We start from the raw sequence: 25,199 nt of genomic DNA on the forward strand, positions 1-25,199 counted from the left end.
GGGACGGCTCCGGGGTCAGGGCCTGCGGCCGTACCAGCCGACCAGGCGGTCGATGGCGGGGGCGTCGTCGGGGACGTCCACGACGGGGCCGAACGGCACCTGGCCGCCGCGCGGTTCGCGGGGCACCGCCCGGTGCATCGCGGCCAGCGGCGCGGCCAGCACGGCGTCGTCCCACGCGGGCTTCTGGCCGGTGGCCTTGGCCAGGTCCCAGGTGTGCAGCACGAACTCATTGGTGTAGATGACCGCGGCGGCGGCGCCGGGGACGGGCCCCCAGGGCAGCCCGATCTCCCGGCCGAGGACCGCCGGATCCGACCAGACCGACCGCAGTTCCTTCGTCCCGGCGGCCCAAGCCTCGGCCCAGGCGCCGTCGGCGACGTCCTCGGCGAAGTGCGGCACGGAGAAGAACTGACCGCCCGCGCCGATCACGGCGACGCGGCGGAGCACGGAGACGAGGTGAAGGGACAGTTGGCGCACCGAGTAGTCCGGACAGGGCGTGGTGCCGTCGTGGTCCTCGGGCCGCACGGCGGCGAGCACGTCACCGGCCAGGTCGACGGCCTTGAACAGGCCGTCGCGGGGGTCGGCGAGCGGGGTGGCGGAAGCGTTCACGGGTTGGGTCATGCCGTCGAGTCTTCCGGCGAAATGGGCCACCCTCCGGCCTGTTTACCCGAAGGGGTGAGCGCTGATGCGCGCTGACCGGCTGGTGGCGGCCCTGTTGTTCCTCCAGGCGCGCGGCCGGGTCACGGCGGCGGAGCTGGCGGCCGAGCTGGAGGTCTCCGAGCGGACCGCGCGCCGCGACCTGGAGGCGCTGACCGCGTCGGGTGTCCCCGTCTACGCCCAGCGCGGCCGGGGCGGCGGCTGGCGGCTGGTCGGCGGGGCGCGTACGGATCTGACCGGGCTGACCTCGCCGGAGGTGCGGGCCCTGTTCCTGGCGGCCGGCTCGTCGGCTGCCTCCCCCGAACTGCGCGCGGCGCTGCGGAAGCTGCTGCGCGCGGTGCCGGAGCCGCTGCGGCCGCACGCGGAGGCGGCGTCCCGGGCGCGGATCGTCGACGAGCTGGACTGGTCGGGCACCGCCGTGACGGCGGCCGACCCGCATCTGGCGGAGCTGGAGGGCGCGGTCCTCGACGGGGTACGGGTCCGGCTGGGGTACGCCCGGCCCGGCGAGGAGCCGGCCGAGCGGACCGTGGACCCGTTCGGCCTGGTCCACAAGGCGGGCCACTGGTACCTGGTGGCCGGCACCGCTGACGGGCTGCGGTCCTTCCGGCTGGGCCGGGTCTCCTCGGTGGAGCCGACGGGCGAGCCGGTGCGGCGGCCCGCCGGTTTCGACCTGGCGGCGGCCTGGCGTTCGCTGGCGACCCGGCTGGAGGACAGGCTGCTCGCGGCGAGCGTCACCGCACACGCCGACCAGGACGCCCTGCCCGTGCTGCAGCGGCTGTTCGGCGGGCGGCTGCGGATCGGGCGGCTGCTCGGCGACGGCCGCCGGGAGATCGAGGCGGCCGGGCCCTCCCTGGAGGTGCTGGCGGCCCAGCTGGCGGGGCTGGCCGACCGGGTGGAGGTGGTGGGCCCGCCGGCGGCCCGCGCCCATCTCGCCCAGCTGGGCCGCGCCCTGCGGGTCCGCTACGAGGAGCTGGAGGAGGCGGCGACGACCTCCTAGTCACTTTCCTCTAGGTACCTACTATACCGAGGATGCTACCGTCGAAGACATCGCACCACATCGCACCACTTGACCCCAACTCACCCTTGTTCATTCCTATTTGGGAGTTCTCATGATCGTTGTCACCGGAGCCTCCGGGAACGTCGGCCGTCCGCTCGTCGAGGCGCTCGCCGCCGCGGGCGAGAAGGTCACGGCCGTCTCCCGCAGTCCCCTCTCCCACGACCTGCCGGAGGGAGCGCGGCATGTCCGCGCCGACCTCGCCGATCCCTCGACGCTCGGCCCCGCCCTGGAGGGCGCCGAGGCGCTGTTCCTGTTGCTCGCCGGTGACCTGCTCGGCGGCGGCGCGCCCGCCACCGAGGTGCTGGCCGCCGCCCGTGAGGCCGGGGTGCGGCGCGTGGTGCTGCTGTCCTCGCAGATCAACGCCACCCGCCCGGACGCCCTCTCGCACGGCCGGCTGCGCGAGTTCGAGGAGGCCGTGCGCGGCTCCGGCCTGGACTGGACGATCCTGCGTCCGGGCGGCTTCGCCTCCAACGCCTACGCCTGGATCGAGACGGTCCGCACCCAGCGTGCGGTGATCGCCCCGTTCGCCGACGTGGCCCTGCCCGTCGTGGACCCGGCGGACATCTCCGCCGTGGCGGCCGTGGTGCTGCGCGAGGACGGCCACTCCGGGCAGACGTACGAGCTGACCGGTCCGGCCGCCGTCACCCCGCGCGAGCAGGCCGCCGCGCTCGCCGAGGCCCTCGGCGAGAAGGTGGGCTTCGTCGAGCTGACCCGCGAGCAGGCCCGCGAGCACATGGCGCGGTTCATGCCGGAGCCCGTCATCGACGGCACCCTCGACATCCTCGGTGAGCCGCTGCCCGCCGAGCAGCGCGTCAGCCCCGACGTCGAGCGCCTCCTCGGCCGTCCCGCGGGCTCCTTCGCGGGCTGGGCCGAGCGCAACGCGCCCGCCTTCGCGTGACCCCCGCCCCCTGAGGCCGGCGCCGGCGTCTCCCCCGTCGCCGGCGCCCCGAACAGCCGCGGCCCTCTCCCACACGGCCGTGGCACCGGCACCGCCCCGGACCCGGAAATCCCCCGTACGGGTCCGGGGCGGGCCATCACCCGTCCAGCCCCCAGGCCCGGCCCATCCGGTAGGCGGCGCACAGGTTCACGTCGAGCAGATACGCCCCGGCCGTCCCGCACTGTTCGCCGCCGCTGCCGGGGTCGACGGGCTGCCCGTGGCCCATCCCGGTGAGGCTGTACGTCTCCACGACCGCGCGCCCGGAGGCGTCCCGGAACACCTGGTGCGGGAACCCGCCGACCGTGTCACTTGCGTCGGCGCTCTGGTCGGTGCCGTGCGCGTCGGTCCACTGCCGGGTCAGGTCGGTCATGTTGACCGGCTTCACGGTGTAGTCGGCCGTGCCCTGGAAGGCGACGAGCGTGGGCCAGGGACCGGTGTACCCGGGCCGCGCGGCCCGCACCCGGTCACCCCACTGCCGTGCGGTCTGGGTGGCGCCGACGTACATGCAGACGTACGGCGAACCGGCGGCCTGCGCGCACCCGTACGGCAGCCCGGCCACGATGCCGCCGGCCGCGAACTTCTCCGGGTAGGCCGCCATCATCACGGCGGTCATGCCGCCCCCGGCGGACAGCCCGGTCACCTGGACCCGGGAGGCGTCACCGGAGGTGTCGGCGAGCTGGCGGTCCACCATCTGAGCGATCGACGCGGCCTCGCCCTGGCCGCGAGCGATGTCCCCGGTCTGGAACCAGTTGAAGCAGGACGAGAGGTTGTTGGCACTCTGCTGCTGAGGCAGCACGACGGAGAACTTCCAGCGGTCGGCGAGCTGGAGCCATCCGCCGCCGGTGCCGTACCCGGCGGCGTTCTGGGTGCACCCGTGCAGCGCGACGACCACCGGCCGGCCGGCGGGCAGCCCGTCGGGGACGTACCGGAACATGCGCAGGGCACCGGGGTTGGACCCGAACCCGGTCACCTCCTGGAGCGAGGCGGCGGCGGCCCGGCCGGGGGCGAGGAGGACGGAGGTCAGGGCGACCAGCAGGGTCACCAGGACGGCGAGTCGAGGGCGTGCGGCTCTGGTCGGTGTCATGCGGACGGACCGTAGAAGCACCGAGGGGACGCCGATATGGGGCCGGACACCACAACGGGCGCCCGTCGCATGGTGGTTCAGTCGCGGCCGGACCACTGGAAGCGGCGTGCCACCGCCCGCGGATCCCGTACGGCCCGGACGAGCCCGAGCGCGAGCAGCGCCACGCTGACGGCCAGGCAGACCCAGAACACGGCCTGGGCGACCGGCGCGAGGTCGAGGGTGCTGCCGTCCGTGAAGCGGCAGTACGCCCGGGGCGGGAAGACCTCGGAGACGCCGGTCCCGCCGTGATGCAGCGAACAGGGATCCTCGCCGGGGTCCTTGAGGGTGTCGTCGGCGGTGACGACCAGCAGCCAGGCCAGCGCCGCCCCCGGCACGGTTCCGAACACCGCGAGCTTCGCCCCGAGCGGCAGCCGGGGGTGCTCCAGGAGGCCGTTCAGCGCGACCAGGACCACCAGGTACACCGCGCCGACGGCGACCGCGACGGCCCGCCGGCCGAACACCTCGTCCAGCAGCCACATCACCGCCGCGACCGGGGGCGCTGTGAGGACGGCGACCTTGAAGCCGGGCGGCACCGGCGCCCTGCCGAGCAGATACAGCGCGGCCGCCCCGGCGAGGACGACGAAGAAGAAGCTCACGGGCGTGCGGTCGCGCCCGGGTCCCGGTACGTCTCGTCCCGCTGCCATGGGCCGACCCCGAGCCGGCCCGTCGTCCCGAGGTCGAGTTCGGGGACGACCGTCACCGGGTCGGCCCCGGGCCTGGCCCACACACGGGCGTAGGGCGCGTTCACCGGCGTACCGGCCTGGGTGGTGTTGCGCCAGGCCAGCGTGGTCCTGGCGGCCTCTCCCGGACGCAGCGTCAGCGGCCGCGGGGCTTCCTGGCCGCCGATCCCGGTGCCGATCTGCTCGGTCCCCCGCAGGATCCGGACGTCCTTCACGGTGTCGTGGTCCTCGTCCTGGATCTCCAGCTCCGGATACCCGTCGAGCGCGTACGGCGTTGTCCCGCAGTTCACCAGGTGCAGACCGACGACCCGCAGCCCCATGGCCGCGTCCCCCCGGTCGGCGTACACCCGCACCCCCGACGCCGGGCAGGGCCCCGACGCCGACGACGCCTCGGCGACGGGGACGCTGCGCACCCTGAGCACCTTCACGCCCGTGACCTCGGCGTCGCCCAGGTTCGTGCTGGTCATGGCGGCGGCGCCCTTGCCGGTCCGGCCGGGCCCGACCGCCTCGACGACGTGCTCCGCGGTGCCGGCCGCGCCCCCGGACGCCGAGCTGAACGAGAGGGTCACGGTGTAAGTGGCCGCGGCGGAGGTCTTGTTGACGACCTCGAACTCCGCGCTGTAGTCGACGCCCACACAGCCGCTCTCCGGACCCCAGGCGTACAGCTTCGTGACCCGTACGCCGTTCTCCTCCGTCACGGGGGACGGCAGGGGCAGCGTGGTGGGGGTGCCCGAGGGGGTCGGCGTCGGCCGGCCCGCCGAGGGCGTGGCCCCGTACTGGGTGTAGTCCGAGGGGCACAGGGCCCGGGCGCGGACCCGCCCGTCACCGCCGTCCGCGCCCGATGAGGCGTCGTGCGAGCCGCACGCGGTCAGCAGCAGGAGGCCGACCAGGACAGGGGGCACGGCACGCGGGAGTCTGGGCATCCGCCCACCCCACCAGGGGAGCGCTCCCAGAGCTGTGACACACCCCACACCAGCCGTCACAGCAGTGTCACAGACGACCAAGGCCCCGCCGCTCGGAAGCGACGGGGCCTGGGCCGACATGGGTTGAGAGGGCCGGAGCCTTCTCGATCGTGGAGATGGCGGGAATCGAACCCGCGTCCAACGGTGCAGAATCAGGGCTTCTCCGTGTGCAGTTCGCTGCGATTTTCTCGGCCCCGGCGATCACGCGAACAAGTCGCCGACGGGCCCAGTCACTGTTTGATTTCCCTCTTCACCCCGTGACCGGGATCAAGGTTTAGTTCCCTAGCTGATGCCAGGATCCGGGTCGGGAACAGCCCCGGGCTGACACTTCGCAAGTCGCTACTTAGGCAGCGAGGGCGAAGGAATCGCGCTTGGTGTTGGCGATTATTTTTTGCGACATATGGTTTACGAGATCATTGCCGCTTCCTCGACACGCTTCCCCTGCTTCGACAGCCGCTGTCGAAACCGATCATCCCCATGTGGTGTTTTCAAGAGCCGCACCCTCTGTGAGGTGCGTTGCCATCGTACGTGACCAACGCCGGACGATGCCAGTGCATTCCCGTCCGTCAGTGGCCCCGCTGCCGGCGCTTGGCCGCCGCGATCGCGCGGTCCGACTCCCGCCGGTCCTGCTTCTCCCGCAGCGTCTGCCGCTTGTCGTACTCCTTCTTGCCGCGCGCGAGCGCGATCTCGGCCTTGGCGCGGCCGTCCTTGAAGTACAGGGCGAGGGGCACGATGGTGTGACCCGTCTCCTGGGACTTCGCCTCCAGCTTGTCGATCTCCTCCCGGTGCAGGAGCAGCTTGCGCTTGCGGCGCGCGGAGTGGTTGGTCCAGCTGCCCTGGTGGTACTCCGGGATGTGGGCGTTGTGCAGCCACGCCTCGCCCCCGTCGATCTGGACGAAGCCGTCGGTCAGCGACGTCCGGCCCTCGCGCAGCGACTTGACCTCGGTGCCCATGAGGACCAGACCGGCCTCGTAGGTGTCGATGATCGCGTAGTCGTGCCGGGCCTTCTTGTTCTGGGCGACGATCTTCTTGTTGCCGCCCTTCTCGCCGTCCCTGGCCTTCGCGGCGGACCCGCCCTGCTTGGGCTGGGACTCCTTCGGTACGTACATTCCCTTGCTCATAGTGCCGTCCATTTTCGCACTACGGACGGGGTGCGCGGGAAGCCGTTTTACGAGTCGCCGAGGCCGCTGAGGACCGTCTCGGCCCGCTGCAGCACCTTCTGGTCCGCCTCCAGGTCGGGCGCGATGCCCCGGCCGTCCACGGTCCGCCCCGACGGGGTGCGGTAGTGGCCGACGGTCAGTTCGGCGACCGATCCGTCCGGCAGCCGGCTCGGCATCTGCACGGAGCCCTTGCCGAAGGTGCGGCTGCCCACGACGACGGCCCGGCCGCGGTCCTGGAGGGCGCCGGTGAGCAGCTCGGCGGCGCTCATCGTGCCGCCGTCGACCAGCGCGACGAGGGGCCGGCCGGTGTCGCCGCCGGGTGCGGCGTGCAGGGCGCGCTGGGCGCCGTCGACGTCGTAGGTGGCGACGAGCCCGCCGTCGAGAAAGGCGGAGGCGGCGGTGACGGCCTCGGTGACCAGGCCGCCGGAGTTGCCGCGCAGGTCGAGGACGACCCCGGCGGCGGAGGGCGCCCGGCGCAGGGCGGCGCGTACGGCGTTCCCGCTGCCCTTGGTGAAGGAGGCGATCCGGATGACGGTGACGCCGTCGGCGCCCTTCCGCACGGTGACCGGGTCGGTGGAGAGCCTCGCCCGGCGCAGGGTGAGCTCCCAGGCGTGCCCGTCGCGCTCCAGGCCCACCACGACGGACGTGCCGGCGGCCGCGTCCTCGGCGTCGCCTCTCAGTAAGGCGACGACCTCGCTGACGGGGCGGCCCTCGACCGGCGCGCCGTCGACAGTGCGCAGCCGGTCCCCCACCTCGATGCCGGCCTCGGCTGCGGGCGAGCCCGCGCGCACCTTCGTCACCTCGACGCCGCCGTCGCGCTGGCGCCGGGCCCACAGCCCGACCCCGGTGTACCGGCCGTCGAGGGCCTCCTGGAACTCCTCGTACTCGCCGCGGGAGTAGACGGCGCCCCAGCGGTCGCCGCTGCGGCTGACCGCCCGTTCGGCGGCCTCCACGGGGGACTTGCCGGCGGCCATGGCGTCGGCGGCGGCCGCGGCGACGTCCTCGTGCCGGGGCCCGGGGCCCGCCGAACGGGCGGCGCCGGACGGGGACTTCCGCTCGGGTCCGGGCAGGGAGCCGGTCGCCGCACCGGCGACGAGCACGCTCGCGAACACCAATGTCAGGGCGGCCCCGCGGCCGAAGCGGCGGGGCTGACAGAACAGGTCACGGCCTGACATGCCGGTGAGTCTAGGACAACGCGAAGGGGCCGTACGGTCCGATCCCCGTACGGCCCCCTTGGCGTTGGTCACACCTTGAGGTACTTGCGCAACGCGAAGAACGCCGCCAGCGCCGGCATCAGCAGGCTCGTCGCGAGGATGAGCGGCAGCTTGGTCAACACCGCGTCCCAGCCGATGAAGTTGATCAGATTGAGCTTCTCCGACAGGGCCAGGCCGTGGTCGATGATGAAGTACCGCGCGACCACCAGGAAGCCGCAGGCGACCGCTCCGCCGATGAGCCCGGCGACGGCGGCCTCCATGATGAACGGCGCCTGGATGTAGAAGCCGGAGGCGCCGACCAGGCGCATGATCCCGGTCTCGCGGCGGCGGCTGAACGCGGACACCCGGACGGTGTTGACGATCAGCATCAGCGCGACGACGAGCATCAGCGCCATCACCGCCCGCGCGGCCCAGTTCATGCCGTTGAGGAGCCCGAAGAGGTTGTCCAGGATGCCCTTCTGGTCCTGGACGGACTGCACGCCGTCCCGTCCGTCGAAGGCGGTGGCGACGACCTCGTACTTCTCGGGGTCCTTCAGCTTGATCCGGTACGACTCCTGCATCTGGTCCGGCGTCAGCGACGCGGCCAGCGGGGAGTCGCCGAACTGCTCCTTGTAGTGCTTGTACGCCTGGTCCTGGGACTCGTAGGTCACCTTGTCGACGACCGTCATCTTGCCCAGGTCGGCGCGGATCTCCTTCTTCTGGTCCTCGGTGACCGCGCCCTTGGCGCAGTTGGGGTCGGACTCCGCGTCGCTCTTGTTGCAGAGGAAGACGGAGACGTTGACCTTGTCGTACCAGTAGCCCTTCATCGTGTTGACCTGGTCGCTCATCAGGAGCGACCCGCCGAACAGGGCGAGCGACAGGGCGACGGAGACGATGACGGCGAACGTCATCGTCAGGTTGCGGCGGAGACCGACACCGATCTCGGAGAGTACGAACTGGGCGCGCATGGCGTCTCTTTCAGGCCTTTCCGTGGACTGGTACGGGTCAGTGCTGGTAGCCGTAGACGCCGCGTGCCTGGTCGCGGACGAGGCGGCCCTTCTCCAGCTCGATGACGCGCTTGCGCATCTGGTCCACGATGTTCTGATCGTGCGTGGCCATGACGACCGTCGTGCCGGTCCGGTTGATCCGGTCCAGCAGCTTCATGATGCCGACGGAGGTCTGCGGGTCGAGGTTGCCGGTGGGCTCGTCGCAGATGAGCAGCTTGGGGCGGTTCACGAAGGCACGGGCGATCGCCACGCGCTGCTGCTCACCACCGGACAGCTCGCCCGGCATCCGGTCCTCCTTGCCGCCGAGTCCGACCAGGTCGAGCACCTGCGGCACGGACTTGCGGATCTCGCCGCGCGACTTGCCGATGACCTCCTGCGCGAAGGCGACGTTCTCGCCGACGGTCTTGTTGGGCAGGAGGCGGAAGTCCTGGAACACCGTCCCCAACTGGCGGCGGATCTGCGGCACCTTCCAGTTGGAGACGCGGGCGAGGTCCTTGCCCAGGACGTGCACCTGGCCGTGGCTGCACCGCTCCTCGCGGAGGATGAGCCGCAGGAAGGTGGACTTTCCGGAGCCGGAGGACCCCACGAGGAAGACGAACTCGCCCTTCTCCACTTCCAGGGAGACATCCCTGAGTGCGGGGCGGGTCTGCTTGGGGTAGACCTTGGAGACGTTGTCGAATCGGATCACGGATGCACCACGGGTCGCCGGGGGTAGGTGAGCGTGACCATACGCGAACCGGGCCGGGGAGCGCAGGCACCGTAGGGGTTGTGTAAAGGGTTGTGCGCATTTGTACCGGTGCCCGCTACGCCCTGAGAGAGCGCCCGCGCCCTTTGCGGGGGAACCTGGCAGAGTAGGGAGAGAGGGGAACGTATCCGGGACCGGACCCGTTGAACCTCTCGGAGGTACAGCGCGAGGAGGGTGGCGCATGACGTACGACCGGTTGGTGTGCGCGAACTGCGCCGCACCCGTGAGCGAGGGCCGCTGCCCCGTCTGCCGGGCGAACCGCCAGCGGCTCCAGCAGGAGAACCCGTTCGCGGGCCTGAACCCGATCGCGCTGGTCGCCCTGCTCGCGGTGCTGATCGCGGCAGTGGCCCTGCTGGCCCACCAGACGGTGTGAGGCACCGCCTCCCCCACGAACCGACATGACGAGGGGCCCGGAGCGAAGATCGCTCCGGGCCCCTCGGCCGTAAGGCGCTGCTCACGCGGTGTGCGCGGGACGGCTACCGTCAGGCAGCGGCACCGCCACGGCCGCCCACGAGGCGCGGCAGGAAGCGGAAGCCGACACCGCCGGCGATCATGGTGGCGGCGCCGACCAGCAGGAACGTGGTCTGCGCGGCACCCGTCTCGGCCAGCTCGGCGCCGCCGCCCTGGGCGGTGGTGCTGGTGCCGGTGGCGGCCGAACCGGTGTCGGTCAGGGAGGAGGAGCCCTCCTCCTGGGTGGACGTGCCACCGTCGGGGTCGGCGTTGTTGCCGCCGCCGTTGCCGTTGCCGTTCCCGCCGCCGTTGCCGTTCCCGTTGCCCGGGTTGGACGGCTCGTCGGTGGGCTCGGCCGGGTCGGTCGGCTCCTGCGGCTCCGTCGGCTCCTCGGTGGGCTCCGTCGGGATGGTGGGCTCTTCGGTCGGCGGGTCCGTGGGGACCTCGGTGGGCGGGTCCGTCGGCTCCTCGGTGGGCGGGGTGGTCGGGTCCTCGTCACCGCAGAGGATGCCGAGGATGCAGTCCTCGGTCTCGGCGGCGGAGGCGGCGCCCGCGGCGGTCAGCGAGGCGCCGGCCGCGATCACGGCACCGGCGGCGAGGCGCGCGATACGGATCCGCGTCTTCTTGGTCATCAGGTTGCTACCCCCAGTAGCTGAATCGTCGGTGAGGCGGCGTTCAGGGGCCGGCCGTGATCGACGGAGGTAACGCAACTCGAGCCCCCCGGTTCACATGCGCCCCAGAAATACGCATGCCACGCTTCACCTTTCCCATTTTTCAAGAACACGTCAAGGCCGTTGCGGGCGCGATGTCCAACTACGGGCTTTTTACTAGGGGTTGGAAGCTGTGAGTGTGATGTAAAACCCAGACATGCAGGCACACAAAAGGCAACTGCCGCCGGATGGGCGGCAGTTGCCTTGTCGACAAAGGGCTTCTCTTACTTCTCCTGCTGCTTGCGCCAGCGAATCCCGGCCTCCAGGAAGCCGTCGATCTCGCCGTTGAAGACGGCCTCGGGGTTGCCGACCTCGTACTCGGTCCGCAGGTCCTTGACCATCTGGTACGGGTGCAGCACGTACGACCGCATCTGGTTGCCCCAGGAGTTGCCGCCGTCGCCCTTGAGGGCGTCCATCTTGGCCTGCTCCTCCTGGCGGCGCCGCTCCAGCAGCTTGGCCTGGAGGACGTTCATCGCGGTGGCCTTGTTCTGGATCTGCGACCGCTCGTTCTGGCAGGAGACGACGATGCCGGTCGGGATGTGCGTCAGGCGCACGGCGGAGTCGGTGGTGTTGACGCCCTGTCCGCCGGGGCCCGAGGACCGGTACACGTCCACGCGCAGCTCGGACTCGTCGATCTCGATGTGGTCGGTCTGCTCGACCACGGGCAGCACCTCGACGCCGGCGAACGACGTCTGGCGGCGGCCCTGGTTGTCGAACGGCGAGATGCGCACCAGCCGGTGCGTGCCCTGCTCGACCGAGAGGGTGCCGTAGGCGTACGGCACCTGCACGGCGAAGGTGGTCGACTTGATGCCGGCCTCCTCCGCGTACGAGGTCTCGTAGATCTCGGTCTTGTAGCCGTGCTGCTCGGCCCAGCGCAGGTACATCCGCTGGAGCCGCTCCGCGAAGTCGGCGGCGTCGACGCCCCCGGCCTCCGCGCGGATGTTGACGAGCGCCTCACGGGCGTCGTACTCACCGCTGAGGAGCGTGCGGACCTCCATCTCGTCCAGCGCCTTGCGGACGGCGGTGAGCTCGGACTCGGCCTCGGCGCGGGTGTCCGGGTCGTCCTCCTCCTCGGCCATCTCGAACAGCACGGCGAGATCGTCGATCCGCCCGCGCAGGGCCTCGGCCTTCCTCACCTCCGCCTGGAGGTGGGAGAGCTTGCTGGTGATCTTCTGCGCTTCGTCCGGGTTGTCCCACAGGGACGGCGCGGCCGCCTGCTCCTCGAGCACGGCGATGTCTGCCCTCAGCTTGTCGAGGTCCAGAACGGCCTCGATCGACTCCATGGTCGAGGAGAGGGACTTGAGCTCTTCGGATACATCGACGACTGCCACGCCTCCAGCGTAACGGCTCCGCCGGGCGGCGAGCTCCGGGTGCCGTACCCGCCGCTGGGCGCCCCGCCCGCGCGGAGCGGGTCAGGGCGTCGCGGGAGCCGTGGTGCGGGTGTCCCGGGGGGTCGCCCCGGCGTCGTCGTCCGAGACCGCCAGCCAGGTCCCCACGCCCGCCGCGGCCACCAGCACCACCGCGGCCCCGCCGAGCGCCAGCCGGCGCCGCCGGGTCGCGGCGCGGTGCCTGGCCGAGCCCGGGCGCGGGGCGCCCGCCGCGCGCGGCACCCGGGCCGTGCCGCGGGCGCCGCCGGCCAGCTCGTCCGGGGCCGGGACCCGCATGGAGGTGTGGGTGTCCCGGTTGGAGTCGGCGGGCCGGGCGCCCGGCACCAGCGGCACCGCGCCCCGGCGCCGGACCCGCTCCTGCGCCGGGCCGGCCGGGCCGGCGGCCGGGGCCTCGTCCTCCTCCGGCTCCCCGTCGGGCTCGTCCACGTCGAGCGGCGGCATCCCGGCGACCAGCGGCAGCAGCTCGCGCAGCCGCGCCCCCAGCTCGGAGGCGCGCAGCCGGGATGCGGGGGCCTTGGCCAGGCACTGGACGATCAGCTGCCACAGCTCGTCGGGGATGCCGGGCAGCGGCGCCACCGTCTCCGTGACGTGGCGGCGCAGCACCGCGCCGGGGTGGCCGCCGCCGAACGGGGTGAAGCCGGCCAGCAGCTCGTACAGGACGGTGGCGAGGGCGTAGATGTCCACCGCCGCGCGGGGCGGCAGGCCCTCGACGATCTCCGGGGCCAGGTAGTCCGGGGTGCCGATGATCTTCGTGGCGCGGGTGCGGCGCGGGGAGTCGATGAGCTTGGCCACGCCGAAGTCGGTCAGCAGGGCCGGGTGGGCACCGCCGGGGCCGAGGGGGCCCTGCATGTCCAGCAGGATGTTCTCCGGCTTCACGTCCCGGTGGACGACGCCGGCCGCGTGGGCCGCCGCCAGGCCGTCGGCGACGTCGGCGACGATCGCGACGGCCGCCTCGGGCGCGAGCCTGCGGTCCCGGTCGAGCCGGGTGCGCAGGTCGGTGCCGCGGACCAGGTCCATGACGAGGGCGAGGTCGTTGCCGTCGACCACCAGGTCGCGGACGGAGACGACGTTCGGGTGCTCGAGGCCGAGCAGGGCGGTGCGCTCCTGCACGAACCGCCCGACGAGTTCCTGGTCGGAGGCGAGGTCCTCGCGCAGCAGCTTGACGGCGACGGGGCCCTCCGGTCCCTCGCCCAGCCACACCGTGCCGGCGCTGCCCCGCCCCAGGATCTGGTTGGCGGTGTACCGGCTGCCGATCTTCCGTGCCAAGACTGCTCCTACCGACGCGTTGTGCCGCCGCTGCGTCCTCCCGGGGGCCGACCCCCGGACCCCCAGCCGACAGACCCTGGGAACCCCCGGTCGACAAAACTACGCGGTCGGACGGCCGGCCTTCACCGCGGAGGCGGAAATCACCCACCGGGTGTCGACAAATCTCCAGACACGCGAAGGCCGTACGGTCCCCGGTGGGGTCCGTACGGCCGTCAGCGGTCGTCGTCGGGGGAGGGTCAGCCGGTGCCGGAGCCGCCGCCCGAGCTCCCGCCGAGCTCGCCGATCCAGTCGGTGACCGTGCCGAACCAGCTGCTGAGCTGCTCCCAGTAACCCTTGCCGGTGCCGATCCACTCCTGCAGCGGGCTCAGCTCCCAGACCAGCCAGCCGGCGACGAAGAGGATGACGATCGTGAACAGGCATCCCTTCAGGCAGCCGAGGCCCGGGATGCGCATCGGGTTGGCGCCGCGGCGGCGCGGCTCACGCGGCTCGCGCTGCGGGCGCTGCGGCTCGGGCGCGTAGCGCTGCGGGGGCTGCTGCGGCTGGCGCGGCGGCGCGTACGGCTGCGGCTGGTGCTGCTGCGGCTGCGTGTAGCCGCCCTGCCGGCCGCGCTGCGGCGGGCGTTGCTGCGGCTGCTGGTGCTGCGGGGGCTGCTGGGGCTGCTGGGGCTGCGGCTGGGGGCGTGCCACCTGCCGCTGCGGGCGGCGGCGCAGGGGGTCCTGGTTGGGGTCGAGGTACTGGACCTGGGTCTGCTCGTTGCGGTCCCGGGCGGCGCGCAGCTGGTTCTGCCAGGGGTGCGGGTCCTCGGGGCCGGGCCCGCCGGGCGGTCCCTGCGGCACCGGCGGCATCACCGCCGTCGGGTCGGCCGCGCCGCGCCCGCCCGTGTTCGGCAGGACGGCGGTGGGGTCGGCGGCGCCGGGGGCGCCCGTGTTCGGCAGGAAGCTGGTCGCGGCGTTGGGGTCGAAGGAGCCCGCGCCGTGCGGCAGCACCTGGGTGGGGTCGGCCGAGCCCGGCACGGTGGCCGGGGCGGGGTCCGGGGCGAGGAGGGCGCCGACGCCCTCGGCGGCGGCGATCTGCGCGGAGTTCGCGTGCACGCCGATGCCCTCGGCGACGACGCGCAGGGCGCGGGCGAGGTTCTCGGCGCTGGGCCGGTCGTCGGGGTTCTTGCGCAGGCAGCGCTCGATGACGGTCCACAGCGGGTCGGGGACCGTGGAGGGGCGGCGCGGTTCGGCGCTGAGGTGCTGGTGCAGCACTTCGAGGGCGGAGCCCCCGCCGAACGGCGGACGTCCGGTGACCAGCTCGTACAGCAGGATGCCGGCGCCGTAGATGTCGACGGCGGAGGTCTGCGGGTGGCCCTCGGCGGACTCGGGCGCGACGTAGGCGGGCGTCCCGACGAACTCGTGGGTGCGGGTCAGACCCGGGGAGTCGGCGAGGCGGGCGATGCCGAAGTCGGTGAGCAGCGGGTGCATCTCGCCGCCCTGCTGGCGCAGCAGGACGTTGGCGGGCTTCAGGTCGCGGTGGACGACGCCGTCGGCGTGGCTGGCGGCGAGCGCGTCGGCGATCTGGGCGGTGAGCAGGGAGGCCGCGACCGGGGTGAAGGGGCCGTTCTCCCGCAGGTAGCGGTGCAGGTCGGGGCCCTCGACGAGGTCCATGACCAGGGCCAGCAGCTCGCCCTCGACGACCAGGTCGCGGACCCGGACGATGTTGGGATGGGTCAGGCGCAGCAGCACGGACCGCTCGCGCAGGAAGCGCATGACGATGTCCGCGTCGCCGGCGAGCTCCTCCTTGAGGACCTTGATCGCGACCGTCTCGCCGGGCTGCCCCGGCACGGCCGCCTCGGCGCCCGCGGTCTCCCGCTGGCGGGCTCGCCAGACGGTCCCCGTGGCGCCGCGACCCAGCGGCTCCTCGAGGATGTACTTGCTGCCTACCGGCCGCACGTCGCGCTCCCTGCTGCTTGCCTACGTTCCGACCCACTGTAGTGCCGGGCCCCCGGGCACCGGCGGTCGTCATTCTGTGCGTCTTACGTACGGCCTCCCGTACATGTTCGAAGGAAAGACGCTCGGCTCCGTCCGGTGGTTGCCGCGAACGGACGTGAGCGATCTCAAGTGATCACCGGCCGGGCCGTTGTCCGGCACTTTTACGGGCAGAGCCGACCAATCAAGATCACTTGCCTTCGGGCAGGGGGCGGGTTGTCGGTGGCAGGTGCGAGGATGCGGGGAGTACTGGCCGATGTGCTCGTGTGGGGTGGGGTGGTTCCGTGCCCGCGCCCGCGCGCAGAAGGGACCGCTGACGCCGATGCAGATCCGGCTGACCGTCGTAGACCCGCTGGCCCCGCCCTCCGCGGTGCGCGGCGCCGCCGCGAGCTGCGACGTGCTGGTCACGGCGCCCGCGGGCACGGCCCTGTCGGCGGTGGCGTCGGCCCTGGCCTCCGTGGTGTCCGGCGAGTCCGGCGCCTCCCGGGGCTCGGACGGCGAGCGCGGCGGCGGCCCGGTCGTGCTCTACGCGGGCACCGAGCGGCTGGACGACCGGCGCAGCACCCTCGGCGAGCCCCCGCTGACCGACGGGGCGGTGCTGTCCCTGGGCGCCCCGGCGGCCCCCGAGCCCCACCCCGAGCTGGACGACGCCCCGACCCAGCTGCATGTCGTGGCCGGCCCGGACGCGGGCGGCGTCCACCTTCTGCACGGCGGCGAGATCCGCGTCGGCCGCTCCGCCGACGCCGACGTCCCGCTGGACGACCCGGACGTCTCCCGGCTGCACTGCGCGGTGACGGTCGGCGCGGACGGCCGCGTCGCGGTCGCCGACCTCGGCTCGACGAACGGCACGACGCTCGACGGCACCCGGCTGACCACCCGCCCGGTGCGGTTCGTCCCCGGCGCGCTGCTGCGCCTCGGCGAGTCCACGCTGCGGCTCGCGCCCGCCGGCGGCCCCGGCGCGCGGGTGCCCACGGAGCCGGACGGCGAGGGGCACGTACGCGTGTGCCCGCGAAGCGGCGAAGGCCCGGCCGCGCACACGCGCGTGACGGACGGCACCCCGGCCTCCCCCGACGGCCCGGCCGCCCGTGAGCACAACCCTGCCGAACCGCCCCTGGTCCCCGCGCAGGGCGGGGCGCCGCGTGCCGAGCGGCCCGGCGCGCACGGCTCCGTCCCGCGCCCGCGCGGTGGCGACACCCACGCCACCGGCTTCGAGGTGGGCCCGCTCGACGGCCCCCGACCGGCGCCGGACACCGGCCGCCGGGGCACCGAGCCGCGCGGCGCCGACGAACCGGCGGGCGCGCGCAGGCGCGGCGGCCTGTCGGCCTGGGCGCGGCGGCTGGCGGGCGGACGCGGCGAGCCGGAGCCCGCCCCCGACGAGACGTACGACGACGAGCCGGCCGAGCCGGTCGGCCCCACGGCGGCGGGACGCGGCGCGATGCTGCCGGAGACCTGGCCGGACCCGGCGTCTCTGCTGCTGACCGCCCTCGGTCCGGGCCCCCGCCTCTGGGAGCGCGCGCCCGGCCACCCCGAAACCCTCACGGTGCGGCTCGGCACCGCCGACCGCGCCGCGCCCGACGGCTCGGGCCTGCTGCCGGCCGTACCGGTGACCGCCGATCTGCGGGAGGCGGGGGCGCTGGGACTGGCCGGTCCGCGCGAGCGCCTCGCCGGGCTGACCCGCGCCGTGCTCGCGCAGCTCGCCGCGCTGCACTCACCGGACACCCTGGAGATCGTGCTGGTCAGCGCGGACCGGGGGCGCCCGGTCCCCGAGCGCACCGCCGAGTGGGCGTGGCTGGGCTGGCTCCCGCACGTCCGCCCGGGCCACGGCCAGGACTGCCGGCTGCTGCTGGCCCACGACCGTGAACAGGCCACCGCGCGCGTGGAGGAGCTGCTGCGGCGCCTGGAGGACCTGACCGGCCGCGACGGAGGCGCGTCGGGCCCGGAGGGCCGGATGCCCGCGCCGCGCGCCGCCGGGCACCGCCCCTCGTGGGCGCGCGACGGCGAACCGGCCTCAGGGGCCCCGGAGTTCACCGGCCCGTACTCCGTGCTTGTCGTGGACGGCGATCCCGGCGGCGCGGACCTGCGTGAGGCGGTGGCCCGGCTGGCCCTGGAAGGCCCCCGGGCCGGCATCCACGTGGTGTGTCTCGCCGAGACGGCGGCGGCGTCGCCCGCCTCCCCGGTCACGGACACCTACGAGGCGGCCTGCGCGGTGGCCCCGGCCTTCCGGGCCTGCGGCGCGGTCGCGCTGCTCAGCGGTGACGTGGCGACGGCGCTGCGGCTGATGCGGGTCGCGCCCGACGGCGGTGCGGCCGCGACGGCCCACGAGGGCGCGGTGCGCGGCCCGGTCGGCCACGGCACGGTGGCCACCGTGGACGCCGTGTCCCCCGCCTGGGCGGAGCGTTTCGCGCGGGCGCTGGCGCCGCTGCGCACGGACCGGGCGGCCGGGGAGGGCCAGGTGCGGGTGTCCGTGCCGCTGCCCCAGTCGGCCCGGCTGCTGGACGAGCTGGGCCTGGCGCGGGCCACCCCGGCGTCCCTGATGGCGCGTTGGGCCGACGCGGCGGACGACACCCGGGCACTGGGCGGCCGGGTGGCCGCCGTGCTCGGCGCGGGACCGCACGGCCCGGTCGGTGTGGACCTCGGCGCCGAGGGGCCGCATCTGCTGGTGGAGGGCCCGCCCGCCGCCGGGCGCACCGAGCTGCTGCGGGCGGTCGTCGCGTCGCTCGCCGCGGCCGAGCGGCCGGACCGGCTGGGCATCGTGCTGATCGACGGCCGTGACACCGCGGGCGCGGGCGGCGCCCACGGCGAGGGCCTGGGCGTGTGCACGGACGTCCCGCACGTCACCACGCATCTCACCGCCAACGACCCCGTCCGGATGCGGGAGTTCGCGCAGTCGCTGAGCGCCGAGCTGAAGCGGCGCGCGGAGCTGCTCGGGCGGTCCGACTTCACCGAGTGGCACACCGGCCGGGCGCTGACCGGCCGGATGGTCGCGCAGCGTGCGGCCGGGGCGGGTGCCGGCGACGGTGATCTGGAGTCGCCGCCCAGCGCTACGATCCGGCTGCGGCCGGGCGCGGCCCGCCGGCAGGCGGAGGCCGTGCCGCCGCTGCCCCGGCTCGTGGTGGTCGTGGACGACCTGGACGCCCTGGTCCACCCCTCCCTGGGGTCGCCGGGCCGGCCGGCCGCCGGGTCGGTGATACGCGCGCTGGAGGCGGTGGCCCGGGACGGCGAGCGGCTCGGCGTGCATCTGGTGGCCGCGACCGGACTCGGGGGCCGGGCTGCGGAGTCGGAGCCTGCGCGGCTCGCCACCCTGCGGGTGACGCTGGACGCCGTGACGACCGGCCCGGACGCCCCGGCGCCCGGGCGGGGCCGGCTCGTCCGGGCGGACGGAAGGGCCGTGCCGTTCCAGGGCGGCCGGGTCACCGGCCGTATCCCGCGCACCGCGACCCTGCGGCCCACCGTGGTCCCGCTGGAGTGGCACCGCATGGGCGACCCCCCGGCCAGGCGCCCCGTCCGCGAACTCGGCAACGGCCCCACCGACCTGGCCCTCCTGGCCAGCGCTCTGGAACGGGCGGCCCGCGAAGTCTCGGCCACCGAGGTGCCGTCACTGCTCTGACGCGTCCCGCGCGTCCCCGGCACCGGCGCGGGCGGCGGGCCCGTGCCCGGCGCCTGGTCACGAGGCGGTCACGATCCCCGAGTTGACAGAGGACGCGGTCTTGCCGACCCCCAGGGCAGGGCGTAGACCAGACGCACGGGACAGCGCTCGCACGTTCGACGAGGCACGAAGAACGGGGCAGTGAATGCACAGCACGAGCAGCAAGAACCGGACACGCAGGGCCGCCAGGGCCGCGGCGGCCGTCTTCGCCGGCGCCCTCGCCCTCTCCCTCACCGCCTGCGGCGGCGACGACAACGACAGCGGCAAGGAGAAGGACGGCGGCGGCAAGGAGCCCGCCTCGACCGTCACCCTGCCGAAGCTCGACGGCGAGACCCTGGAGGTCGCGGCCGTCTGGACGGGTGCCGAGCAGGCCAACTTCAAGAAGGTCCTCGCGGAGTTCGAGAAGCGCACCGGCGCGACGGTGAAGTTCGTCCCCGCGCAGGACCCCATCATCAACTTCCTCGGCTCCAAGGTCGCGGGCGGCCAGCCGCCGGACGTCGCGATGCTGCCCCAGCCCGGCGCCATCAAGCAGGCCGTGGACAAGAAGTGGGCCAAGCCGCTCGGCGCCGAGGCGCTCAAGGAGCTCCAGGAGAACTACTCCCAGGGCTGGCAGGACATCGGCAAGGTCGACGGCAAGCAGTACGGCGTCTACTACAAGGCCGCCAACAAGTCCCTGATCTGGTACAACGCGAAGGCTTTCGAGAACGCGGGCGCCGCCGAGCCCAAGACGTGGGACGAGCTCCTGACGACCGCTCAGACGGTGTACGACTCGGGTGTGACCCCGTTCTCCGTCGGCGGCGCGGACGGCTGGACGCTCACCGACTGGTTCGAGAACATCTACCTCTCCCAGGCCGGTCCCGAGAAGTACGACCAGCTGGCGAAGCACGAGATCAAGTGGACGGACCCGTCCGTGAAGGACGCGCTGACCACGCTCGCCCAGGTGTGGGGCAAGAAGGACTACGTGGCGGGCGGCGCCAAGGGCGCGCTCCAGACGGACTTCCCGACCTCGGTCACCCAGACCTTCACGGGTGGCGACCAGCCGAAGGCCGCCATGGTCTACGAGGGCGACTTCGCGCAGGTCAACATCGTGCAGGCGAAGGCGGACGTCGGCAGCGACGCCAAGGTGTTCCCGTTCCCGACGGTCGGTGACACCGCGCCCGTCGTCTCCGGCGGCGACGCGGCCGTCATCCTCGACGACTCCAAGGCGGCGCAGGCGCTGGCCACCTTCCTCGCCTCCCCGGACGCGGCGACGATCCAGGCGAAGCTCGGCGGCTATCTGTCGCCGAACAAGAGCGTGGACAACGCGGCGTACCCGAACGAGGTGCAGCGCACGATGGCGAAGGCCCTCGTCGACGCCGGTGACGACTTCCGCTTCGACATGTCCGACCAGGCACCGCAGGCGTTCGGCGGCACGCCCGGCAAGGGCGAGTGGAAGGCGCTGCAGGACTTCCTGAAGAACCCGTCGGACGTCGCGGGCACCCAGCAGAAGCTGGAGGCCGACGCGGCCGCGGCCTACGGAAACTGACGCGATGGCGTCGGCTCAGGCGGCGGGGGCCCCTCCGGCCCCTGCCGCTCCCAAGTCGCGCAAGAGCGTGACCGGCACCCGCAGAACGGTGGCGGTGCTGTTCCTGCTGCCCGCCATGGTGCTGCTCGGCGCGCTCGTGGTGTACCCGATCGGGTACTCGGTGATCCGCAGTTTCTACGACCAGTCCGGCGACGGCTTCGCCGGGTTCGACAACTACCAGGCGCTGTTCACGGACGACGGCATCCGCACCGCCCTGAAGAACAACGTCATCTGGGTGGTGTTCGCCCCGACCGTCGCGACCGCGCTCGGCCTGATCTTCGCGGTGCTCACCGAACGGGTCAGCTGGGGCACGGCGTTCAAGCTGGTCGTCTTCATGCCGATGGCGATCTCCATGCTGGCGGCGGGCATCATCTTCCGGCTGGTGTACGACCAGGACCCGGACAAGGGCGTCGCCAACGCGGTGTGGGTGGGCGTCCACGACACGTTCGCGCAGTCGTCGGCGTTCCCCAAGGCCCACCCGGGCCGTGAGTCGCCGCTGCGGGCCGCGCCGGGCGGCGGATTCCTCACCGAGGACCCCGTCAGCGCCGGCACCCCGGTCTCCCTGCCGCTCGTCGGCGTGGCCCCCGACAAGATGCCGGACAGCGCCGCGAAGGCCGCGCGGGCGAAGGCGGAGCCGGACGAGGTCACCGGCACCACCTGGCAGGACTTCACCCGCGGCAAGGGCGTCGGCACCCTCGGCGGCATCGACCCGGCCGAGCTCGGCTACGCCGGGATGAGGATCGAGGCGGTCAAGGACGGCGAGGTCGTGGCCTCCACGACGGCCGCCGACGACGGCACCTTCACCCTGCCGGCCGCGGCGGACGGGGCCCGGCTGCGGCTCCCGGCCGACAACTTCAAGGAGCCGTACAACGGCGTCGACTGGCTCGGCCCGTCCCTGGTCACCCCGGCCATCATCGGGTCGTACATCTGGATGTGGGCCGGTTTCGCGATGGTGCTGATCGCGGCGGGGCTCGCGGGCATCCCCCGCGATCTGCTGGAGGCGGCCCGCGTGGACGGCGCCAACGAGTGGCAGGTGTTCCGCCGGATCACGGTGCCGCTGCTGGCGCCCGTCCTCGCGGTCGTCACCGTCACCCTGATGATCAACGTGCTGAAGGTCTTCGACCTGGTCTTCATCATCGCCCCGGGCTCCTCGCAGGACGACGCCAACGTGCTGGCGCTGGAGCTGTACCGCAAGGGCTTCTCCGAGGACCAGCCCGGTGTCGCGAGCGCCATCTCGGTGTTCCTGCTGCTGCTGGTGATCCCGGTGATGTGGTTCAACGTCCGTCGGCTCAGGCGGGAGGTGCGGCGATGAGTGCGGACGCCGGCAGGCTGACGAAGGCGGCGCCCGAGCCGCTCACCGCCGTCGAGGGCGAGCGCTCCCTCGGCGCCCGGCTCGTCTCGTTCGTCAGCGGCGGAATGGTACGGGTGTTCCTGATCGTCGTGGGCCTGTTCTGGCTGGTCCCGACGCTCGGGCTGCTGCTGTCGTCGCTGCGGCCGCCCGACGAGATGTCCGCGAGCGGCTGGTGGGAGGTCTTCGGCAAGCCGTCCCAGCTGACCTTCGACAGCTACGACAAGCTCCTCGGCAACAGTGACATCACGGACTCGATCCTGAACACCGTGCTGATCACGGTCCCGGCGACGGTCCTCGTCGTCGTCATCGGCGCGCTCGCGGGCTACGCGTTCGCGTGGATGGAGTTCCCGGGCCGCGACTGGTGGTTCCTGGGCGTGGTCGGGCTGCTCGTCGTGCCCGTGCAAGTGGCGCTGATCCCGATCGCCGAACTCTTCGGCAACATCGGCATCTTCGGCTCCCTGATCGGCGTGGTCCTCTTCCACGTCGGGTTCGGGCTGCCGTTCGCGGTGTTCCTGCTGCGGAACTTCTTCGCGGAGATCCCCCGGGAGCTGCTGGAGGCGGCCCGGCTGGACGGCGCGGGTGAACTGCGCCTGTTCTTCCGGGTCGTGATGCCGCTCGGCGGTCCCGCGATCGCCGCGCTCGGCATCTTCCAGTTCCTGTGGGTGTGGAACGACATGCTGGTGGCGCTGATCTTCACGGACGCCGACAGCCAGCCGATCACGGTCGCCCTGCAGACGCAGGTACGGCAGTTCGGCAGCAACGTCGACGTCCTGGCGCCCGGCGCGTTCATCTCGATGGTGATCCCGCTGGTCGTGTTCTTCGCCTTCCAGCGGCAGTTCGTGTCCGGTGTGATGGCGGGCGCGGTCAAGTAGGCGCCGCGGCAGCGCGTTTCGACGGGGGCGGGCCGATACCGGCCCGCCCCTCGCCGTTCACCCGACCGGTCCCCCGGATGCCTCGGATCGCGTAACCAAGTCACTCCATCGGCCGTTCCCGGCACGGCGACAGCGCCCGTCGTCCCCGGCCGACCGAGTGGATGTGCCTTGCCCAGGTTCAGTGTCATCGTCCCCGCGTACAAGGTGCAGGCGTACCTGCACGAGTGCCTGGAATCGGTGCTCACCCAGTCGTACCCGGACCTCGAACTGATCGCGGTGGACGACTGCTCGCCGGACGCGTGCGGCGCGATCATCGACGAGTTCGCGGCCCGCGACCCCCGGGTGCGTGCCGTGCACCTGCCGCGCAACCGCGGCCTGGGCCCCGCCCGCAACGCCGGCATGGCCGAGGCCACCGGCGACTACCTGGTCTTCCTCGACAGCGACGACACCCTCACCCCGGACTCCCTGCAGGCCATCGCCGGCCGGCTGAAGGAGACCGGCGAACCCGACGTGCTGGTCTACGACTACGCGCGCACGTTCTGGACCGGCGAGACGGTGCGCAACCAGGCCGCGGCCCACCTCACCGAGGAGGGCCCGGCGCCCTTCCGGCTGACGGACCGGCCCGGCCTGCTGCGGCTGCTGATGGTCGCCTGGAACAAGGCGTACCGCCGGGAGTTCGTCGAGGCCGAGGAGCTGCTCTTCCCCACCGGCTACTACGAGGACACGCCCTGGACCTACCCGGTCCTGATGTCGGCCGGGTCGATCGCGACCCTGGACCGGGTGTGCGTGCACTACCGGCAGCGGCGCCACGGCGGCATCCTCGGCACGGTCAGTCCCCGCCACTTCGACGTCTTCGAGCAGTACGACCGGGTCTTCGCGTATGTCGACCAGCGCCCCGAGCTGGCCCGCTGGCGGCCGCTGCTGTTCCGGCGGATGGTGGACCACCTGGTCGTGGTGTTCGCCCGCCGGGACCGTCTGCCGCCCCGCAGCCGCGCCGAGTTCCTGCGCAAGGCCCGTACGTACTACCGGCGTCACCACTGTCCCACCGGTCCGCTGCCGGCCCGGGTGCGGCTGCACCACGCCCTGGTCCGGATGGGGCTGCACCGCACGTACCACCTGCTGCGCGGCACGGCGGCGCTGCTCCGCCGTGCCGCGCGGACCGCCGTACGGCTACGCAGGGCGCTGCGGACGGGCGCTCTGCGCCTGCACTACCGGGTGCAGCGCTGTCTTCCGGTGCGCGCGGACCGGGCCGTGTTCGCCGCGCACGGCGTGTCCGGTCACGGCTGCCACCCGGGCGCCCTGGAGCGGGCGTTCCGCGCCCACGCCCCGCACATCCGCACCGCCTGGGTCACCGGCGCCGGAGAGCGGGGCGCGCTGCCGTCCGGGGTGCGCCCGCTGCGCCCGGACACCGCCGCCTACTGGACGGCGCTGGCCCGCTCCCGGTACCTGGTGCACAACGCGGCCTTCGACCGCCGGCTGGTCAAGCGGCCCGGCCAGGTGCTGGTGCAGACCCGGCGCGGCACCCCGCTCAAGCGCACGGGCCTCGACCTGCGCGGGCGCCCGGGGGCCGATCCGGACGTCGACCGACTCCTGGCGGACGTCGACACGTGGGACTACCTCGTCTCCCCCAGCCGGCACGCGACCCTGACCTGGGAACGCGCCTTCCCCGGCGCGTACACCGTCCTGGAGTACGGCAGCCCGCGCGCGGACGTGTTCCAGCGGGCCACCCCGGCGGACACGGTCCGGGCCCGCCAGGCGCTCGGCGTGCCGGAGGACGCGGTCGTGATCCTCTACGCCCCGACCTCCCGCGCCTACCGCCGCACCCCCGTCGACCTGCACCGCGTGGTGCGCCGGCTGGGGCCGCGCCACGTCGTCCTGGCCCGCGCCCCGCACGGCCACGACGGTCCGCTCGCCGCGCCCTCGGACCGGGTCCTCGACGTGAGCGGCCACCCGAGCGTCGAGGAGCTGTGCCTCGCGTCGGACGCGCTGGTCACGGACTACTCGTCGATCATGGCGGACTACGTCTGCCTGGACCGGCCGGTCGTGCTCCTCACCGACGACTGGGAGGCCCACGAGGCGGTCCGGGGCACCTACGTCGACCTGCGTGCCTGTCCGCCGGGCGCGGTGGCGCGCGGCGAGGACGAGCTGATCGACATCTTCACGTCCGGTCACTGGCGCGGATCACGCTCGGCGGAGCTGCGGACCGCGTTCCGCCGGCGCTTCTGCCCGCACGACGACGGCCGGGCCGCCGAGCGGGTCGTGCGGCACGTGGTGCTGGGCGAGCCGGACAGTCCCGTGGTGGCGTCCGCCCGGCGGCCGGTGCAGACGCCCGCCGCGCCGCGCCTGCGCGCGCCGCTGGGGGTCGTGCCGCAGCCAGGTTCGTCCCGGACCGTCACCGAGAGCCGCTGAACACCGTTGTCCCCGAGAGGAGTCCGCATGCCCTCCAGTCCGTCCCGGCCCACGC

The 25,199-nt window shown here is 73.4% G+C and carries 20 protein-coding genes and 1 other RNA gene; 8 read left to right on the forward strand and 13 right to left on the reverse strand.

The features are described from left to right. Positions 1-15: 15 nt before the first annotated feature. On the reverse strand, positions 16-618 hold the full coding sequence (locus ADL34_RS18040) for a TIGR03086 family metal-binding protein (protein WP_062668763.1): 603 nt from the start codon (positions 616-618) through the stop codon (positions 16-18). A gap of 64 nt (positions 619-682) precedes the next feature. Between ADL34_RS18040 and ADL34_RS18045 the strand changes: the two genes are divergently transcribed. Then, entirely contained in the window at positions 683-1,651 is a 969-nt protein-coding gene (locus tag ADL34_RS18045; RefSeq protein WP_062668764.1) for a helix-turn-helix transcriptional regulator, read from the forward strand. A gap of 112 nt (positions 1,652-1,763) precedes the next feature. Beyond that, positions 1,764-2,609 carry an SDR family oxidoreductase gene (locus ADL34_RS18050; protein WP_062668765.1) on the forward strand — a complete coding sequence of 282 codons (846 nt, stop codon included), beginning with the start codon at positions 1,764-1,766 and terminating at the stop codon, positions 2,607-2,609. Between the two features lie 136 nt (positions 2,610-2,745). Here ADL34_RS18050 and ADL34_RS18055 read toward each other — a convergent pair whose 3' ends face one another. From ADL34_RS18055 to ftsE, 8 genes are all read right to left on the reverse strand, one after another. Continuing rightward, positions 2,746-3,732: an alpha/beta hydrolase family esterase gene (locus ADL34_RS18055; protein WP_062668766.1), complete on the reverse strand. Its 987-nt coding sequence runs from the start codon at positions 3,730-3,732 to the stop codon at positions 2,746-2,748. Positions 3,733-3,809: 77 nt separating this feature from the next. Next, positions 3,810-4,367, reverse strand: coding sequence for a hypothetical protein (locus ADL34_RS18060; protein ID WP_062668767.1), 558 nt, complete (start codon positions 4,365-4,367; stop codon positions 3,810-3,812). Next, positions 4,364-5,374, reverse strand: a complete 1,011-nt coding sequence (locus ADL34_RS18065; protein ID WP_062668768.1) for a DUF4232 domain-containing protein — start codon at positions 5,372-5,374, stop codon at positions 4,364-4,366. The genes ADL34_RS18060 and ADL34_RS18065 overlap by 4 nt, the downstream gene beginning before the upstream one ends. A 147-nt stretch (positions 5,375-5,521) precedes the next feature. Continuing rightward, positions 5,522-5,890, reverse strand: a transfer-messenger RNA (tmRNA) gene (ssrA, locus tag ADL34_RS18070). Positions 5,891-5,979: 89 nt separating this feature from the next. Then, the gene (gene smpB / locus ADL34_RS18075; RefSeq protein ID WP_062668769.1) at positions 5,980-6,522 is read right to left on the reverse strand and encodes an SsrA-binding protein SmpB; all 543 of its coding nucleotides are present in this window, start codon (positions 6,520-6,522) and stop codon (positions 5,980-5,982) included. A 59-nt stretch (positions 6,523-6,581) separates the two neighbouring features. Then, complete coding sequence (locus tag ADL34_RS18080) at positions 6,582-7,748, reverse strand: S41 family peptidase (protein WP_079034213.1); 1,167 nt, start codon at positions 7,746-7,748, stop codon at positions 6,582-6,584. 68 nt (positions 7,749-7,816) lie between these two features. Continuing rightward, positions 7,817-8,734 carry a permease-like cell division protein FtsX gene (gene ftsX, locus ADL34_RS18085; RefSeq protein ID WP_062668771.1) on the reverse strand — a complete coding sequence of 306 codons (918 nt, stop codon included), beginning with the start codon at positions 8,732-8,734 and terminating at the stop codon, positions 7,817-7,819. 37 nt (positions 8,735-8,771) lie between these two features. Continuing rightward, positions 8,772-9,461, reverse strand: a complete 690-nt coding sequence (ftsE, locus tag ADL34_RS18090; protein WP_055624645.1) for a cell division ATP-binding protein FtsE — start codon at positions 9,459-9,461, stop codon at positions 8,772-8,774. 238 nt (positions 9,462-9,699) lie between these two features. Between ftsE and ADL34_RS18095 the strand changes: the two genes are divergently transcribed. Continuing rightward, positions 9,700-9,891: a hypothetical protein gene (locus ADL34_RS18095; RefSeq protein ID WP_062668772.1), complete on the forward strand. Its 192-nt coding sequence runs from the start codon at positions 9,700-9,702 to the stop codon at positions 9,889-9,891. 109 nt (positions 9,892-10,000) lie between these two features. Here the strand turns inward: ADL34_RS18095 and ADL34_RS18100 are convergent, their stop codons facing one another. The 4 genes from ADL34_RS18100 to ADL34_RS18115 all read right to left on the reverse strand — a co-directional run bounded on the left by ADL34_RS18100 (position 10,001) and on the right by ADL34_RS18115 (position 15,266). After that, positions 10,001-10,600, reverse strand: a complete 600-nt coding sequence (locus ADL34_RS18100) for a hypothetical protein (protein WP_062668773.1) — start codon at positions 10,598-10,600, stop codon at positions 10,001-10,003. Positions 10,601-10,902: 302 nt separating this feature from the next. Further along, positions 10,903-12,009: a peptide chain release factor 2 gene (prfB, locus tag ADL34_RS18105; protein ID WP_062668774.1), complete on the reverse strand. Its 1,107-nt coding sequence runs from the start codon at positions 12,007-12,009 to the stop codon at positions 10,903-10,905. 81 nt (positions 12,010-12,090) lie between these two features. Next, on the reverse strand, positions 12,091-13,332 hold the full coding sequence (locus ADL34_RS18110) for a serine/threonine-protein kinase (RefSeq protein ID WP_062668775.1): 1,242 nt from the start codon (positions 13,330-13,332) through the stop codon (positions 12,091-12,093). 236 nt (positions 13,333-13,568) lie between these two features. Beyond that, a complete protein-coding gene (locus ADL34_RS18115; RefSeq protein WP_062668776.1) occupies positions 13,569-15,266 on the reverse strand; it encodes a serine/threonine-protein kinase in 1,698 nt (565 codons plus the stop codon). Between the two features lie 358 nt (positions 15,267-15,624). On the opposite strand from ADL34_RS18115, the gene ADL34_RS18120 reads away from it, so the two are divergent. The 5 genes from ADL34_RS18120 (at position 15,625) to ADL34_RS18140 (ending at position 25,144) form a co-directional block, all read left to right on the forward strand. After that, positions 15,625-18,909, forward strand: a complete 3,285-nt coding sequence (locus ADL34_RS18120) for an FHA domain-containing protein (RefSeq protein WP_062668819.1) — start codon at positions 15,625-15,627, stop codon at positions 18,907-18,909. A 184-nt stretch (positions 18,910-19,093) separates the two neighbouring features. Further along, positions 19,094-20,473 (forward strand): ABC transporter substrate-binding protein, encoded by a 1,380-nt coding sequence (locus ADL34_RS18125; RefSeq protein WP_062668777.1) that lies wholly within the window; start codon positions 19,094-19,096, stop codon positions 20,471-20,473. Between the two features lie 4 nt (positions 20,474-20,477). Further along, the gene (locus ADL34_RS18130) at positions 20,478-21,824 is read left to right on the forward strand and encodes a carbohydrate ABC transporter permease (RefSeq protein ID WP_079034214.1); all 1,347 of its coding nucleotides are present in this window, start codon (positions 20,478-20,480) and stop codon (positions 21,822-21,824) included. Then, positions 21,821-22,735, forward strand: coding sequence for a carbohydrate ABC transporter permease (locus ADL34_RS18135; protein ID WP_062668779.1), 915 nt, complete (start codon positions 21,821-21,823; stop codon positions 22,733-22,735). The genes ADL34_RS18130 and ADL34_RS18135 overlap by 4 nt, the downstream gene beginning before the upstream one ends. Before the next feature lie 168 nt (positions 22,736-22,903). Next, positions 22,904-25,144 carry a bifunctional glycosyltransferase/CDP-glycerol:glycerophosphate glycerophosphotransferase gene (locus ADL34_RS18140; RefSeq protein ID WP_062668780.1) on the forward strand — a complete coding sequence of 747 codons (2,241 nt, stop codon included), beginning with the start codon at positions 22,904-22,906 and terminating at the stop codon, positions 25,142-25,144. Positions 25,145-25,199 lie beyond the last annotated feature (55 nt).

This window comes from Streptomyces sp. NRRL WC-3605 (assembly GCF_001509795.1).
In the GTDB taxonomy this organism is placed as follows: Bacteria; Actinomycetota; Actinomycetes; order Streptomycetales; family Streptomycetaceae; genus Streptomyces; species Streptomyces viridochromogenes.